The organism is Nocardiopsis sp. L17-MgMaSL7, from assembly GCF_003182025.1.
In the GTDB taxonomy this organism is placed as follows: Bacteria; Actinomycetota; Actinomycetes; order Streptosporangiales; family Streptosporangiaceae; genus Nocardiopsis; species Nocardiopsis prasina.
In genome coordinates, this window is the sequence record NZ_QGTF01000007.1 from 251978 (window position 1) to 266751 (window position 14774).

At 70.3% G+C, this 14774-nt stretch carries 16 protein-coding genes and 1 pseudogene; 9 read left to right on the top strand and 8 right to left on the bottom strand.

Going from position 1 to position 14774, the window contains the following annotated elements; all coding sequences use genetic code 11:
- Nucleotides 1-46 precede the first annotated feature (46 nt).
- A complete protein-coding gene (gene rarD, locus BDW27_RS14720) occupies nt 47-970 on the bottom strand; it encodes an EamA family transporter RarD (RefSeq protein ID WP_110049685.1) in 924 nt (307 codons plus the stop codon).
- A gap of 111 nt (nt 971-1081) precedes the next feature.
- On the opposite strand from rarD, the gene msrA reads away from it, so the two are divergent.
- The 5 genes and pseudogenes from msrA to hppD all read left to right on the top strand — a co-directional run bounded on the left by msrA (nt 1082) and on the right by hppD (nt 5431).
- Nucleotides 1082-1771, top strand: coding sequence for a peptide-methionine (S)-S-oxide reductase MsrA (gene msrA, locus BDW27_RS14725; protein ID WP_158543585.1), 690 nt, complete (start codon nt 1082-1084; stop codon nt 1769-1771).
- A gap of 188 nt (nt 1772-1959) precedes the next feature.
- Nucleotides 1960-2265, top strand: coding sequence for a hypothetical protein (locus BDW27_RS28020; RefSeq protein ID WP_255421489.1), 306 nt, complete (start codon nt 1960-1962; stop codon nt 2263-2265).
- A gap of 388 nt (nt 2266-2653) precedes the next feature.
- The gene (locus BDW27_RS14735) at nt 2654-3673 is read left to right on the top strand and encodes an acyltransferase (protein ID WP_199560657.1); all 1020 of its coding nucleotides are present in this window, start codon (nt 2654-2656) and stop codon (nt 3671-3673) included.
- An 84-nt stretch (nt 3674-3757) separates the two neighbouring features.
- A pseudogene (locus BDW27_RS14740) lies at nt 3758-4165 on the top strand (HNH endonuclease); the annotation flags it as partial.
- 219 nt (nt 4166-4384) lie between these two features.
- Nucleotides 4385-5431 carry a 4-hydroxyphenylpyruvate dioxygenase gene (gene hppD / locus BDW27_RS14745; protein ID WP_110049691.1) on the top strand — a complete coding sequence of 349 codons (1047 nt, stop codon included), beginning with the start codon at nt 4385-4387 and terminating at the stop codon, nt 5429-5431.
- Between the two features lie 36 nt (nt 5432-5467).
- Here hppD and BDW27_RS14750 read toward each other — a convergent pair whose 3' ends face one another.
- From BDW27_RS14750 to BDW27_RS14765, 4 genes are all read right to left on the bottom strand, one after another.
- Nucleotides 5468-6016 carry a hypothetical protein gene (locus BDW27_RS14750; RefSeq protein ID WP_017543055.1) on the bottom strand — a complete coding sequence of 183 codons (549 nt, stop codon included), beginning with the start codon at nt 6014-6016 and terminating at the stop codon, nt 5468-5470.
- A gap of 218 nt (nt 6017-6234) precedes the next feature.
- A complete protein-coding gene (locus tag BDW27_RS14755) occupies nt 6235-7782 on the bottom strand; it encodes a tripartite tricarboxylate transporter permease (RefSeq protein ID WP_110049693.1) in 1548 nt (515 codons plus the stop codon).
- Nucleotides 7782-8414, bottom strand: coding sequence for a tripartite tricarboxylate transporter TctB family protein (locus tag BDW27_RS14760; RefSeq protein ID WP_199560658.1), 633 nt, complete (start codon nt 8412-8414; stop codon nt 7782-7784). The genes BDW27_RS14755 and BDW27_RS14760 overlap by 1 nt, the downstream gene beginning before the upstream one ends.
- Nucleotides 8411-9403 carry a tripartite tricarboxylate transporter substrate binding protein gene (locus BDW27_RS14765; RefSeq protein ID WP_110049695.1) on the bottom strand — a complete coding sequence of 331 codons (993 nt, stop codon included), beginning with the start codon at nt 9401-9403 and terminating at the stop codon, nt 8411-8413. The genes BDW27_RS14760 and BDW27_RS14765 overlap by 4 nt, the downstream gene beginning before the upstream one ends.
- 219 nt (nt 9404-9622) lie before the next feature.
- On the opposite strand from BDW27_RS14765, the gene BDW27_RS14770 reads away from it, so the two are divergent.
- The 4 genes from BDW27_RS14770 to BDW27_RS14785 all read left to right on the top strand — a co-directional run bounded on the left by BDW27_RS14770 (nt 9623) and on the right by BDW27_RS14785 (nt 13236).
- Entirely contained in the window at nt 9623-11284 is a 1662-nt protein-coding gene (locus tag BDW27_RS14770) for a sensor histidine kinase (RefSeq protein WP_110049697.1), read from the top strand.
- Nucleotides 11281-11964 carry a response regulator gene (locus tag BDW27_RS14775; protein ID WP_026128981.1) on the top strand — a complete coding sequence of 228 codons (684 nt, stop codon included), beginning with the start codon at nt 11281-11283 and terminating at the stop codon, nt 11962-11964. The genes BDW27_RS14770 and BDW27_RS14775 overlap by 4 nt, the downstream gene beginning before the upstream one ends.
- A gap of 174 nt (nt 11965-12138) precedes the next feature.
- Complete coding sequence (locus BDW27_RS14780) at nt 12139-12507, top strand: VOC family protein (RefSeq protein ID WP_110049699.1); 369 nt, start codon at nt 12139-12141, stop codon at nt 12505-12507.
- Between the two features lie 192 nt (nt 12508-12699).
- Nucleotides 12700-13236, top strand: a complete 537-nt coding sequence (locus BDW27_RS14785) for a GNAT family N-acetyltransferase (protein ID WP_110049701.1) — start codon at nt 12700-12702, stop codon at nt 13234-13236.
- A 67-nt stretch (nt 13237-13303) separates the two neighbouring features.
- On the opposite strand, the gene BDW27_RS14790 is transcribed toward BDW27_RS14785, so the two are convergent.
- From BDW27_RS14790 to BDW27_RS14800, 3 genes are all read right to left on the bottom strand, one after another.
- Nucleotides 13304-13519 (bottom strand): hypothetical protein, encoded by a 216-nt coding sequence (locus BDW27_RS14790; RefSeq protein WP_110049703.1) that lies wholly within the window; start codon nt 13517-13519, stop codon nt 13304-13306.
- 77 nt (nt 13520-13596) lie between these two features.
- Nucleotides 13597-13809 carry a hypothetical protein gene (locus tag BDW27_RS14795; RefSeq protein WP_110049705.1) on the bottom strand — a complete coding sequence of 71 codons (213 nt, stop codon included), beginning with the start codon at nt 13807-13809 and terminating at the stop codon, nt 13597-13599.
- A 328-nt stretch (nt 13810-14137) separates the two neighbouring features.
- A complete protein-coding gene (locus tag BDW27_RS14800; protein ID WP_017543044.1) occupies nt 14138-14665 on the bottom strand; it encodes a hypothetical protein in 528 nt (175 codons plus the stop codon).
- Between the last annotated feature and the right edge of the window lie 109 nt (nt 14666-14774).

The following is a 14774-nucleotide window of genomic DNA, read 5'->3' on the forward strand; positions in this document are numbered from 1 at the left end:
GTGTCACCGAGAGTAGTTTTGAATGACCGAAACCGGGAACTCCAGGTCAGGGTCTTGATTCGGCGAGGGCCGCCTCGCGACGCGCCGCGGACCGGGCACGTGAGCTGCGTACCTGGTCGAAGGCGAACACGCACACCGCCAGCCAGACGAACACGAAGCCGCCCCACCGGCTCAGCGGCATCTCCTCACCCTGGACCAGCCAGCCGATCACGAACATCATGGTCGGGGCGATGAACTGGAGCATGCCGATCACGCTCAGCGGCACCTTGCGCGCCGCCACCCCGAACAACAACAGGGGCAGCGCGGTCACGAACCCGCCGCCCACCAGCAGCGCGGTGTGCCCGGGCGAGACCGACAGGGTGGTGCCCGCCCCGGTGGCCTCCAGATAGACCACGAACCCCAGCGCGGGCAGGAACATCACCAGGGTCTCGACGGTCAGGCTCTGCATCCCGTCCAGGCTCACGTACTTCTTCACCGCCCCGTAGGCGGCGAACGTCGCGGCCATCAGCAGTGAGAGCCAGGGGGTGGAACCGTAGGCGACGGTCATCACCACGACCGCGACCACTCCGAGGCCCACCGCGACCCACTGGGCGGCACGCAGGCGTTCGGCGAAGAAGACCACACCGAGGCAGACCGTCATCAGCGGGTTGATGAAGTACGCCAGCGAGGCCTGGAGGGTCTGGGTGGTGGAGACCGAGTAGATGAACCCCCACCAGTTCACCGAGATGAGCACCGCGGCCGCCCCGACCAGCAGGAGCTGCCTGGGGTTGCGCAGCACCTGGGGAAGCCAGGACCAGCCACGCCGGGCCAGCAGCAGGAACACGCACATCGCGAGGAGCGCCCACACCATGCGGTGGGCGAGGACCTCGGCGGGTTCGGAATCGGAGAGAAAGGGCCAGTAGAGGGCCGCGAAGCCCCACAGGAGGAAGGCGGTCGCCCCGAGGACGACACCGCGGTTGGTTTCCGACACAACCGCAATGGTAGGACGAATCCGCTCAACTGTCTCCTGTTCGTCCCAGCCTGTGGACAACCTTCGCCCACGCCCCCGGGAACGCCTGGACGGGCCGGATAGCCTGGAGACATGTTCGGCAGAAAGACGACCATGGTCGACCCCGCCCAGGCCCTTCCCGGCCGGGACACCGCGATGCCGGTGCCCTTCGGCCACACGGTGCTGGGCACCCGGCTCACCCCGCCCTATCCGGAGGGCAGCGAGGTCGCCGACGTGGCGATGGGCTGCTTCTGGGGCGCGGAGCGCACCTTCTGGAGGCTGGGGGCGGAGCACGGGATCATCACCACCGCCGTGGGCTACGCGGGCGGCTACACGCCCAACCCCACCTACGAGGAGGTGTGCTCCGGACTGACCGGCCACACCGAAATGGTCCGGGTGGTCTTCGATCCGGCACGGATCACCTACACGGAGCTCCTCAAGGTGTTCTGGGAGGGCCACGACCCCACCCAGGGCATGCGCCAGGGCAACGACGTCGGCTCGCAGTACCGGTCGGCGATCTACCACCACTCGGAGGCCCAGCGCGAGGCGGCCGAGGCCACCCGCGACGCCTTCCAGCCGGTCCTCACCCGTTCGGGCTTCGGCCCGATCACCACGGAGATCGCTCCGCTGAGGGCCTTCTACTTCGCCGAGGACTACCACCAGCAGTACCTGTCCGACGCGAAGAACCCCAACGGCTACTGCGGTATCGGCGGCACCGGTGCCAGCTGCCCGATCGGGGTTGTGAGCTCGGGTGACGCGGACTCTGCGCGCTCGGCCGAGTAGCACGGCCCGAGCACCTGCGAGTATCCCCGCGAACGCTCGGACGACGGCTCGACCAGCAGCCGAAAAGCAGAGGTTCCCGGCTTCTGCGAACCGACCCCCGGGAGTGGGAACTGGATTTCTCAGTCCAACTCCCCGGGGTCGGTCCAGGTCTGCCGGGGCCGGGGCTGGTCGCGGCGTCCCCGTGGAGCGTGCCGCGTTCGAGGAGTCACTGGTCGCCGGCGCGCGACGGCGAGCCGGTACCCGAAGGACCCCGACATAACCGCAGTCACCGGTTCCGTGAACTCTGGGTGCTCCGGTCGGTGGGCGATCACCAGGGCGCTCACAAGGTCGTCGCGCATCCGGAGGTGGGGGACATCGCCTTCGACTCCGATGTGCTCACCACCCAGGGCACGAACCTCCGCCTCGTGGTGGACACCCCGCGCCACGCGGACGCCAGGAACAAGGTCGATCTCCTGTCCGCCATCGGCATCCAGGAAATGACCTCGAAAAGCTGACTCGCGATCCCGTCCCGATCGTCGACTTCGGCGCACACCGTCCTGTTCGTGCTCCTGTGGGCCGCGATCCCCGCCTGATCGAGGAGCGGGCGGCGGTGATCCTCGCCCTGTTGCCGCCCCCGCGTGTGTCTGTCAGGATGCTCCGACCCGCCCGTGCGCCCTTCATGGCGTGTGGCCGGTGAACTTCTCCGTCTTCCTGTGGGCGCCCGGAGAGGGCGCTGACCACGGAAAAGGCTGGATCACTTACCCCGGGTAACGGAATCCTGACTTGCGTTTCAGGTAACGAACAGATATCGGTGAAGGTGTGCGAGTCGATGATGCCCCCCAGAACGCCGTAGCCCCGTCTCCGCAGGGACCCGCCGCACCGGCGGTCTCCAAGACCGCGTGGATGGGTTTCGCGCGTGTGGCCGCCATGGCGGCCGTCGTGCTGGTGCACGCCTATTCGCCGTTCGTGAGCACGACCTACACCGACCTCGGTGGCCCCACCTGGTGGGCGGCGCACGTGGTGGACGCGGCGCTGCGCTGGTGCGTGCCGGTGTTCGTGATGATGAGCGGCGCGCTGCTGCTGCGCCCCCGCGACGAGGACGTCCGGGGGTTCTACCGCAAACGGTGGGCCCGTATCGGCGTGCCGCTGCTCGTGTGGACCGGCGCCTACCTGCTGTGGCAGTTCTGGCGTGACGGCCTCGGGTTCCCCGACTCCCTGGCGCAGGCGGCCTCGGGGTCGCCGTCGATCCACCTGTACTTCCTGTACGTCATCGCCGGGCTCTACGTGTTCACGCCGTTCCTCCGCACCGTGGTGGCGCACACCTCGCGCACGGGTCTGTGGTGGTTCGCCGGCGCGGCCCTTTCCATCGGTGTCGTCGACCAGGTGTCGGCCCTGGTCGACGGGGTCGGCGGGGTCACCGCCGCGACCAGGTTCCTGCCGTTCCTCGGCTACTACCTGCTGGGTTGGCTGCTGACGGACCGGGGGCCCGGGCCGCGCGACGCCCTCCACGGTTCGGTGGCGTTCGTGCTGGGCACCACCGGGACCGTCCTGGGCGCCTGGGCCGCCGCCGCGTCCGTCGGCGAGTGGGGGACGGGCGCCGAGTACGTCTACGACTTCCTGTCCCCGACCATGATCGTCGCGTCGGTCGGCGCCTTCCTGCTGCTGCGCGCCTGGGGCACCCGGCTGGCGGAGTTGGGTGCCGAGCACCGTGTGAACCGGGCGATCGCCGTGCTGTCCGCGCTGAGCTTCGGCGTCTACCTCGTGCACGTCATGGTGCTGTACACGCTGCGGGACCTCGGGGGGACCCCCGACGGGCTGGTCGGGCTCACCACAGCCGCCGGGTACGCCGTCGCCACCACGCTGATCAGCCTCGTGCTGGTGGCCGTCGCCCAGCGGATCCCGCTCCTGCGCGCCACGGTCTAGTTCCTCCCTCCCGGATGCCCGACGCGAGCCTCGTCGGTGCGGCGAGAGACGGCCCGGTGACATCTCGGGGAGGCCGCCCAGGGGCGGGACCCGGGATTCCGCTCCCTGGTGCTGACCGCCTACGAGTACCGGTGCGCCTTCTGCGGCTACGAAGGACTGATCGACGGCGCCTCGGTGGGTCTGGAGGCGGCGCACGTCCGCTGGTGGGCCTTCGACGGTCCGGACGACCTCACCAACGGGCTGTGCCTGTGCTCCATCCACCACCTGCTCTTCGACAAGGGTGTGCTCGGCGCGTCCGCGGACCGTACGGTGACGGTCTCCACCCGGTTCGCCAGCCGTTCCCCCGCGGCCGAGAGAGTGGTGCTCTCCCTGGCCGGGGCACGGGTGCTCGGTCCGCAGCGCTGTCTGCCCACCGTGTCCGCCGACCACCTGGAGTGGCACACGCACCAGGTCTTCCGAGGACCCGCGCGCGAACGGGTGCCCGCCGTGTGAGTCCGCGATCGGGCCACCCGGACACCCGGTTCGCCCAGCAACTTTGGTAACCCCTTGTGTCACTCCGACAACAGGCGTGGCCTGGTGACCGTGAACCATTGCCATGGGTAGCTATACGGGTACTCACGGTGCCTTTCCCGGTGGAGGGGTGCTGCATAGTCTCGGGACTCCCGTGGCGCGTCCAGCGCGCGGATCACCTGACTTCCAGGGGGAGAGTCCATGACGGCCCTGCACGGGTTGACGGTCGACCACCTCAGAATCCACACGGCGGACGCCGAGAAGGCCGCCCTGCGCATGCGCGACGGGTACGGGATGGGCACCCTGGCCGAGAGCGTCCAGAACGGCACTGAGCGGTCCACCATGGTGGGCACCGGTGACATCAGGATGGTGTTCACCCAGGCGCTCACCGACGACCACCCCGTGGCCGACTACGTCCGCGCGCACGGGGACGGGGTCGCCGACATCGCCCTCACCGCCGAGGACGCCCGGGCCGCCCACGACCTCGCGGTCTCCCGGGGCGCGGAGTCGGTGGCCGCCCCCACCGAACGGGACGGCGTGGTCACGGCCACCGTCGGCGGGTTCGGGGACGTGACACACACCTTCGTCGAACGCCCGCCCGGCACCGACGTCCGCCGCCTGCCCGGTCTGTCTCCGGTGGTCGGGGGCGGCGCGGCCGACCTCGGACTGCTCACTGTCGACCACCTGGCGGTGTGTCTGGAACCCGGGCGGCTCGACCCGACGGTCGAGTACTACCGGAGTGTCCTGGGCTTCGAGCTGATCTTCGAGGAGCGCATCGTCGTCGGTTCGCAGGCGATGGTCTCCCGCATCGTCCGCTCCGCAGGGGGAGACGCCACCCTCACCCTGATCGAACCGGACCAGGACCTCGACCCGGGCCACATCGACGACTTCGTGCGTGACCACGGTGGCCCCGGGGTGCAGCACATCGCGCTGAGCACGGCCGACGCGGTGACCACGGTGGGACGGCTCCAGGAACGCGGGGTGGCGTTCCTGGCCACTCCCGACGCCTACTACCGGCTGCTGGGCGAGCGGCTGGACCTGCGCAGGCACTCCGTGGACGAGCTGCGCGAGCTGGACATCCTCGTGGACGAGGACCACGACGGCCAGCTCTTCCAGATCTTCGCCCGTTCCACGCACCCCAGGAACACGGTGTTCTTCGAGGTGATCGAACGTCTGGGCGCCACCACCTTCGGCAGCGGCAACATCCGCGCCCTGTACGAGGCGGTGGAGCAGGGACGCGAGGACTGAGGAACGGAGCCCCGGCCTCGGTCGGGGCTCCGTTGCCTATGCCCCCGGCGAGGGTCGGACGCCGCGCTCACGCAGGGATCCGACGAACCCGAACAGGTGGAACAGCACGAGGAAGGCCAGCAGCCCGAAGGTGGCCCAGAGCCCGACACCGATGGAGCTCTGCGTGGTGGCCAACCCCAGGGCGTCGGACCGGGGGCCGCCGTTGTGCTCCTGGTAGAGCAGTGAGAGGTCGGTGGTCAGGGCGCCGAGCGCGAGGACGGCGAAGACCAGGCCCAGCAGCATCTGGGTGGGGCGGTGGCCCACCAGCAGGGTGACCAGGAACCCGACCCCGGACAGCACGAGCGAGACCAGGAGCAGCGTCATCGCCCCTGCTCGGAACGCCTCCGGCGATGCCAGGGAGGCGGCGCTGCCCTCGACGGTCGGGGCGCGGTCCAGAGCCAGGTCGAGGCCGGTGTAGGTGACGTACAGGTCCCCCATGCCGCTCTCGCAGGACAGGGTGACGAAGGGAAGGAAGAAGCACAGGACGACGAACGCGAAGCCGCTCGGGCTGAGCAGGCTCCGGCCGCGTCGACGGGATGAGGGCAAAGGGGGGAGTCTTCCTCTCGGGCCCGGGCCAAGGGGCGGTGGCTTTGGAGCTCCCCGAGGATAGCCGGGGACAGCGCTCCGTGAGGGCGCTCCTGCTCCGGGTTGTCCGCGAGTGGCCACGTCTGGGGGGCCAGCCCCCTCCCGGACACGGGAACGGCCCCCGGAGGACGGATGTCCGGGGGCCGTTGGGGAACGGGAGGGGCAGGCCCGAGAGGAGGTCAGGCCCGGTCCGCGGTCTCCCTGGCCTCGGCCCTGCGGGCCGCGCTCCGGCGGCGCACCAGGGAGATCAGCGGCACCAGGGCCGCGATCAGGACCAGGACGTACAGCCCGATCGAGATACCGCTGCCGACCAGGATCGACGGGTCGCCCGAGGAGGCGGCCAGCGCGCGGCGGAACTCGGTCTCCGCGATCGGACCCAGCACCACGCCGATCAGCGCGGGGGCGACGGGGACCCCGAAGGTCCGCATCCCCAGGCCCAGCAGGGCGATGGCCAGCAGCATCACCAGGTGCGTCACCGAGGTGTTGATGGCGTACACCGCCAGCACCGAGAACAGCGTGATACCCGCGTACAGGTACGGCTTGGGCAGCTTCAGCAGCTTCGCCCACAGCGGTGCGAACGGCAGGTTGATCACCAGCAGCAGCACGCTGCCGATCAGCAGCGAGGCCAGCAGGGTCCACACCAGGTCGGCGTTGCGCTCGAACAGCACCGGACCCGGCTGGAGTCCGTACTGCTGGAACGCGGCCAGCATGATCGCCGCCGTCGCCGACGTCGGCAGACCCAGCCCCAGCAGCGGGACCATCGTGCCCGCCGCGCTGGAGTTGTTGGCCGACTCCGGGCCGGCCACACCCTCGATCGCGCCCTGGCCGAACTCGCTCTTCTCCCCGGTCCGGCGCTCACGGCGCTTGGCGAGCTTGCGCTCCAGGCCCAGGGACAGGAAGGTCGGGATCTCGGCGCCGCTGCCGGGGATCGGCCCGAAGGCACTGCCCATCGCGGTGCCGCGCAGCCACGGCTTCCAGGAGCGGCGCAGGTCCTTGCGGCCCAGCCACGGACGGCCGGTGCGGATCGCCGCGAAGTTCGGCGCGGACTTCCCGCGCGCCGCGATGTAGAGCACCTCGCCGAGGGCGAGCAGGCCCACGGTGACGATCACGATGTCGATCCCGTCCAGCATGCTGGACGAACCGAAGTCGAACCGGGCGGCGCCGCTCTGCCCGTCGATACCCACGAAGCCGATGGCCAGACCGATGAGCAGCGAGGCGATGCCGCGTACCACCGAGCCGGACACGACCGCGGCCACCGCGACGAACGAGAAGACCGTCAGCGCGAAGTACTCGCCGGGACCGAAGTTGAGCGCGAACGCCACCATCACCGGGGCGAACAGCGCCACGACCAGCGTGCCGATGACGCTCGCCACGAACGAGCCGATCACAGCCGTGCCCAGTGCCTGGGCGGCCCGCCCCTTGAGCGCCATCTTGTGGCCCTCGTAGGTGGTGGCGATCGATGACGCCTGGCCCGGGGTGTTGAGCAGGATCGATGTGGTGGCACCACCGAACATGCCGCCGTAGTACACACCGGCGAACAGGATGAGCGCGCTGGTGGGGTCGAGGCGGAAGGTGACGGGCAGCAGCAGGGCCACGGCCATGGCCGAACCCATGCCCGGCAGGATGCCCACGGCGGTGCCGAGCAGCACACCGAGGAAGGCCCACATGAGGTTTTGGGGGGTCAGCGCCGCGGCCAACCCGTCCGCGAGGTTGATCAGAGTGTCCATCAGAGCACCATCTCCAGGAAGCCGCCCGGCAGGCTGAGCCCGAGGCCGAGCGAGAAGCCGACCTGGACCGCCGCGGACATCGACAGCGCCACGATCGCGTCACGCAGGTAGGCGCGGGCGCCGAAGGCGTAGGCCACGATCCAGAACAGCAGGGCACCGGCGAGCAGCCAGCCCACGAACTCCAGCAGTGCCACGTGCACCACCAGACCCGCCACCACCAGCAGGACCGGGCGGCTCTCGAACCAGCCCAGGGTGGTGGCGCCGTCGCCCGTGTTCCGGTTCCGGAGGTTGACCACGGTCATGCACACGGCGGTGACCAGCAGCAGCACGCCCACGGTGCCGGGGAAGGCACCCGGGCCGGGCCGCGTGGCGTTGGGCGGCGCCTCGATGGTGAGGCCGCCCCACAGGGCCACGGCGCCCAGGACCGCGACCAGCGCGGGGATCACCCACGCGGTCGGGCCGCGCCAGACGGAGGTCTCCGGGTCGGGCGACTCGGCCTCGTCGGTCCCGGTCGTCTGGTCCACGTCGGCCCGGTGGTCCTCGGCGGCCTCGACCGTCGGGGCCTCGTCGGTCCCGCCCGTACCGGCGGTCTCGGCCGCCCCGGCGCTGACGCGGGTGTCGTCGGACGTCACAGTCCCAGCTCCTTCACGGTCTCCTGGGTCAGGGCGACCTCCTCGTCGAGGAACTCCTCGAACTCGGCGCGGCCCTGGTAGGTGTCGGTCCACCGGTTGCGCTCCAGCGTGTCCGCCCACGACTCGGTGGCCAGCAGCTCACGCACCAGCGCCTCCAGCCCGTCGGCCTCCTCCTCGGAGAGGCCGGGAGGAGCGATCACCCCGCGCCAGTTCGACATCTCGAGGTCGTAGCCGAGCTCGATCATGGTCGGGATGTCCACGCCGTCCAGGCGTTCGGGGGAGGAGACGGCGAGCGCGCGCAGCGGGCCGTCGTCCTCGATCTGGTCGCTGAAGTCGCCCAGGGTGCCGAACCCGACCTTCGACGTGCCGGAGAGCAGCGAGGTCAGGGTCTCGCCGCCACCGGAGTACGGGAGGTAGTTGATGTCGCCGGGCGAGATCCCCATGGACTGGGCGACCTGCGCGGCGAAGATCTGGTCGACGCCGCCCATGGAGCCGCCCGCCACGGGCAGGGTCCCGGACTTCTCGTTCCAGTCCTCGGCGAGGTCGTCGATGGTCTCGTAGGGGGAGTCCTTGGGAACGACGATCGCGAGGTACTCCGACGCCAGCTGGGCGATGGGGGTCGCGTCCTCCATCGTGTAGAGCGACCCGGTGGTCTCCACCGCGCCCACCATGCCCAGTCCGGTCATGGTCAGCACGTTGTCCTGGCCGTCGCGGCCCACGGTCTGGGCCAGCCCGATGGTGCCACCCGCGCCCTCGGCGTTGCGGACCTCGACGTTGAACCGCAGGTCCTCCTCACGCAGGCCGTTCTGCATCTCACGGGCCAGCGTGTCCCAGCCGCCGCCGGGGCCGGCGGGTGCGATGAGCAGCACCTTCTCCTGGGCCCCGTCGCCGGACGCGGCGCTCTGACGTACGTCGTACAGTGCCGTCCCGACGAGGAGCAGGGCACAGAGCCCTCCTGCCACGCGGAGCGGCACGCCACGATCGCGCATCGTCCTCTCCTTCCTGAGTGTCCGTGCACGTCTCCCGGTGCGCGGACGCAGGGGAGATCCAGACCACAGTGTGACCGTGGGCACGCCCATGTGAGGCCTTTGTTAAAACTGGAGTCATATTGGTCGTATTGTTCGTGAAGCGTGTCTGCGAAGCTGACCGCGCGACGCCGACCTGCGCGTTCACCGGCCGGGAGATCCCACCCGGCCACTGGAGTGCTCATGAACCCACATCCCGCACCCGGTCGCCTCACGCTCACCGGGTCCCTTTTCATTGGATATGTCTGTCTTCTGGCGGTGGCCCTCGCGGTCATCGGCTCCCTCTGGGCGATCCACCTCGACCGCGAGACCGACCGGCAGTACGCCGAACGGGTGCTCACCGTGGCCCGTTCGGTCGCGGTCCTGCCCGAGGTCGTCGAGGGCCTCCAGGCGGTCGACCCCTCCGAGGACCTCGACCCGCTGGCCGACCGCATCTCCTCCGCCACCGGCGCGGACTACCTGGTCATCGCCTCGCCCGACGGGACCCGGCACACCCACCCGGACAAGAGCCGGATAGGGGAGACCGTGTCCACCCCGCCCGGCCCCGTCGTACGCGGCACGGAGTGGACGGGCGTGCAGGACGGAACCCAGGGCCGCACGGTGCGCGCGAAGATCCCCGTGTTCTCCGGCGGGGGCTCGGTGAACGGCGGCGACGCCCAGGGGGAGATCGTGGGATACGTGTCCCTGGGCATCCTGGACTCCAGCGCCACCACCGACGCGCGCGCCTCGATCCCGGTCATCCTCGCCGCCACCGCGCTCGTGCTGGTCCTGGGCGTGGGCGGTTCGTGGGTGCTGTCCCGGCAGGTCCGCGCCAAGACCCACGGCTTGGAGCCGGCCGACATCACGGCGCTGCTGGAGAGCCGGGAGGCCCTGCTGTACGCCGTGCGCGAGGGAGTGCTCGCGGTGGACCGCGATGATCGGATCCTGCTCGTCAACCCGCCCGCCCGCACCATGCTCGGACTGCCCAAGGGAGTGGAGGGAAGCCGCCTCGACGAGCTCGGCCTGTCCGAACGGGCCCGCGACATCGTCTCCGGCGCGGACCCCGGGGACGACCTGATCCTGCTGTCCGGTGACCGCGTGCTGGTCGCCAACCGGATGCCGGTGCGCATCCGGGGAGAGGAGGCCGGGGCCGTGGTCACCCTCCGGGACCGCACCGAGGTGGACCGGCTCACCGGCGAGCTGGACGGGGCGCGGACCGTCACCAGGGGGCTGCGCGCCCAGACCCACGAGTTCGCCAACCGGGTGCACACCGTGGCAGGGATGCTGGAGCTGGGCGCCCACGACGAGGCCAGGGCCTACCTGGCCGACCTCGCCGCCACCCACACCCGCACCTCCAGCGGCGTGGCCGAACACGTCCGCGACCCCGCGCTGGCGGCGCTCACACTGGCCAAGTCCGCGCAGGCCTCGGAGCTCGGTGTGGACCTGCGGCTCTCCCCGATGACCAGCGTCCCGGTCTCTCTCAAGGGCGACCTGCGCTCGGACGCGCTCCTGACCCTGGGCAACCTGGTGGACAATGCCCTGGACGCGGTCACCCCGAACGGCTGGGTGGAACTGATGGTGCGCCTGCACACGGTGGCCGACACCGGGCTGCCGCACGACCTCCTGGAGATCCGGGTGACCGACTCCGGGCAGGGGGTGTCCGACGAGCTGGCGGAGGAGATCTTCCGATACGGGTTCACCACCAAGGCCTCCCGCGACGGAGGCACCCGCGGCCTGGGGTTGGCGCTGGTCAAACAGGTGTGTGAGAGCAGAGGGGGAAGCATCGAGATGGAGGCACCCGACGCCGAGGAGGGCGCGGTGTTCACCGTCTGCCTGCCGGTGGTCACGGCGGCGGTGGCCCGGTGATCCGCGTGCTGGTCGTCGACGACGACGTCCGGGTGGCCCGCAACCACCAGGAGCTGGTGGAGTCCGTGCCCGAGTTCACCGTGGTCGGGGTGGCGCACACGGCGGCCGCGGCCCTGGCCCAGGTGCGCGGCCACCGGCCCGACCTCGTCCTGCTCGACCTCCACCTGCCGGACGCCTCGGGCATATCGGTGATGCACACCCTGCGTTCGGCCGCCGCCCAGGACGCTCCGCAGCCGGACTTCCTGATGATCACCGCCGTTCGCGACATCGCCCAGGTCCGCGCGGCGCTGCACGGCGGGGCGGTGCACTACCTGCTCAAGCCGTTCCCGCTCAGCGCCCTGCGCGACCAGCTCGAACGCTACGCGGTGGCGCGCCGCCAGATGGAGGGGGAGCGGCAGGCCACGCAGCAGGACGTGGACCGGTTGTTCGGACTGCTGCGCCCGCCCGCCGCCCGCTCCCTGCCCAAGGGCCTGACCTCCGCCACCGTCGACCTGGTGGCGGGCGTGCTGCGCGAGGCGGAGGGTGAGGTCTCCGCCTCGGACGTCGCCGAACGCTCCGGGGTCTCCCGGGTCACGGCGCGCCGCTACCTGGAGCACCTGTGCGCCGACGGCCGAGCCGAACTCCGCATGCGCTACGGGTCGGCCGGTCGCCCCGAGCACCTCTACCGCTGGGTCGCCTGACCCCGGGCACGTCAGGCCTCTCCGGCCTGCCACCGGTGTTCCCCAGCCAGGGCCCGTTCGCGGTGAGCCAGTACGGAACGGGCCTGACAGGAAGCGGAGTTCGGTCTCGAAGAGCCCGGTGACCCGGGCCCCGGCCTCCTCGGAGATGTCGGTGGTGCGTGTCACACTCGGGGCATGCTCGATCACCTCGGTATCCAGGTCGCTGATCCCGAAGCCAGCGCCGCCTTCTACGACGCCGTCCTCGCCGCTCTGGGCCACGGGCGCATGCTCCAGTTCGGGCCGGTGATCGGCTACGGCACCGAGCACCCCCAGTTCTGGATCTCCCCCAGCGAGAGCGAGGGACCGGCGAGGGAGTCGCACATCGCCTTCCTCGCACCGGACCGGGCGGCGGTCGACTCCTTCTTCGCGGCGGCGGTCGGGGCCGGTGCCGAGGTGCTGCACGAACCCGGGCTCTGGCCCGAGTACCACGAGCACTACTACGGCGCCTTCGTCCGCGACCCGGACGGCAACAACGTGGAAGCTGTCAGCCACGTCCCGATCTGATCCGCCGGGACGTGCTCCACCAGCGCACCCCCGGAGCGGCCCCCACGGGCAGGGGTTCGGAGGGTGGGACCAGGCCGCGCCGGTGCGGCCGGGCACGGGGCGCGGAGTCGACGAGGGGCTAAAAGTGCTTGCCTCGGCCGGGCGGTGGTTCTAGGTTGGCGCGATCCGAACCGTTGGTGAGAGGGGTTGCGGTTGTACCGCCTACGTGAGTGGAACCGGGGCGACGCCGACCGGCTGCTGGAGGCCTTCCGCTGGGACGAACTGTCCCGCCAGGAGACCGAGGTGCCGCGGACGCGGGACGAGGCCCTGGAGTGGGTCGCGCGCAGGGCGGTCCTGGCCGCGGAGCAGGAGGTCCACGGGTTCGCGGTGGTCGACGGGACCGACCGGGTGCTGGGGCACGCGCAGGTCTCGGTCACCAGCCGTACGCACGGGCTCGGCTGGGTGTCGTACTGGACGCACCCGGCCGAGCAGGGCCGGGGCGTGGCCTCGGCCGGTGCCCGACTGGTGGCCGAGTTCGCCTTCGCTGAGCTGGGCCTGTTCCGTGTCGAAACGGGCCACCGGGTGAACAACCCGGGTTCGTGCGTGGCGGCCCGTCGGGCGGGGTTCCGGCCGGAGGGGATCGAGCGGGCCAAGCTCCGCTACGGGACCACCCGCTACGACACCGGGTCCCACGCCCGGCTGGTCACGGACCCCGTCGAGGGCGTGGCCGAGGGCGTCTGCGGGGGCTGACACGCGAAACGCGGGGCACGGTGAGTGATCACCGTGCCCCGCGTCGTTCCTGCGCCCGGAGCCTGGACTACCAGTCGAAGGCGGCGACGCCGGAGGTGATGTTGTTGTGGACGACGTTGCAGCCCTCGGAGCTGAAGCCCGCGAAGGAGATGACGTCGGCGCAGATCGGCACGGTGATGTTCTGGATGTGGGCGTTGTTGTCGGCGGCGGCGGTGCCGGTCATGGCGCCCAGGGCGAGGCCGGTGGCGAGGATGAGACCGGAGACGGCGGTGATGCGCTTCATTGTTGAATCCCTTTCGGTTGGTGTTTCTCAGGTGGATCTGGCAGGTCTGGCAGGGGTGTCGCGCGACGGCTGGGGGCCTAGTCGTGGACGGAGATGCCCGAGGTGGAGTTCCAGTCGACGACGTTGCAGCCGCTGGCGCTGAAGCCGGAGGCCTTGATGACGTCGAGGCAGATCGGGATCGTGATGTTCTGGATGTGGGCGTTGTTGTCGGCCGCGGCGGTCCCGGTCAGGGCTCCGAAGGCGAGGCCGGTGGCGAGGACGAATCCGGAAACCTTGGCAATACGGGACATGGTGGATACCTTTCGGAAGTGCAAAACACGTTGGCTGCGGCCGCCGTAATTAACTTAGCGTAGCTGGGCGCATGCTCGAAGTGATTTTCGCCGGGAACCCAGAGTTTCTCAGGACTTTCTTCGGCTTCGCACCTGACATGGCGGACATGTCACGCCTTGCGGGCCGGGCGCGTTACACAACCGAAAGCATGGCTGGATCAGACTTCTGGCAAATGCATCGGAACCACTTCTGTCCGACATGACCCGCCGTGGGGGTGCGAACGCGGACACGAAGAAGGGCCCGCACGGTTCACACCGTGCGGGCCCTGCTGTTCGGGAGCGGGGTCGGCTACCAGCCCTGCTGCTGTCCGTAACCCGGGTACTGCTGCCCATAGCCGGGCTGCTGGCCGTATCCGGGCTGCTGCCCGTAACCCGGGTACTGCTGGGGGTCGTAACCGGGGTACTGCTGGTGCTGCTGACCGTAGCCCTGGCCGTAACCGGCGTAGGGGTCCGGCTGCTGGGCGCCCGTGGGGTGGTGCTGGTAGGGCTGCTGCTGACCGGACTGGTCCTGCGGCGTCTGCTGCTGGGGCTGCGCGGTCTCGGCCTGCCCGGAGCCCTTGGCGTCGGTGTCGGGACGGAAGATGAACAGGCGCGCGGCGGCGGACTCACCGGTCTCGCTGGGGGTGATCAGCTCCAGCCGCCACCCGGCCTCCTCGATGCCCTCGAGGATGCGGGTCAGCCCCGGCCGCAGCTTGCTGGACGCCTCGTCGTAGGCGTTGACCTCGAGCTGGATGATGAACATCCGCCGCTTCTGCTGCGCGGCGACCTTGGCGTGCTCGACGACAGTGCTGTCCCTCACGACCTGCGTGACGCTCATGAATAACCGTACCCATCTGCTCTGCGGAGCTGCTTCACCCGTCGGGGGTCGTTCCCGGTCGTCCGCGTCCACCGTGACGGGATTCCGCCGGGCTCCGCTTCCATCATGC

Bases quoted from the DNA above. Each gene is read 5' to 3' on its own strand.
- BDW27_RS14765 (WP_110049695.1), bottom strand. From the start codon at position 9,403: ATGCGCGATCGTGGCGTGCCGCTCCGCGTGGCAGGAGGGCTCTGTGCC.
- hppD (WP_110049691.1), top strand. From the start codon at position 4,385: ATGACGGCCCTGCACGGGTTGACGGTCGACCACCTCAGAATCCACACG.
- BDW27_RS14755 (WP_110049693.1), bottom strand. From the start codon at position 7,782: ATGGACACTCTGATCAACCTCGCGGACGGGTTGGCCGCGGCGCTGACC.
- BDW27_RS14770 (WP_110049697.1), top strand. From the start codon at position 9,623: ATGAACCCACATCCCGCACCCGGTCGCCTCACGCTCACCGGGTCCCTT.
- msrA (WP_158543585.1), top strand. From the start codon at position 1,082: ATGTTCGGCAGAAAGACGACCATGGTCGACCCCGCCCAGGCCCTTCCC.
- BDW27_RS14735 (WP_199560657.1), top strand. From the start codon at position 2,654: ATGGGTTTCGCGCGTGTGGCCGCCATGGCGGCCGTCGTGCTGGTGCAC.
- BDW27_RS14790 (WP_110049703.1), bottom strand. From the start codon at position 13,519: ATGAAGCGCATCACCGCCGTCTCCGGTCTCATCCTCGCCACCGGCCTC.
- BDW27_RS14800 (WP_017543044.1), bottom strand. From the start codon at position 14,665: ATGAGCGTCACGCAGGTCGTGAGGGACAGCACTGTCGTCGAGCACGCC.
- BDW27_RS14795 (WP_110049705.1), bottom strand. From the start codon at position 13,809: ATGTCCCGTATTGCCAAGGTTTCCGGATTCGTCCTCGCCACCGGCCTC.
- BDW27_RS14780 (WP_110049699.1), top strand. From the start codon at position 12,139: ATGCTCGATCACCTCGGTATCCAGGTCGCTGATCCCGAAGCCAGCGCC.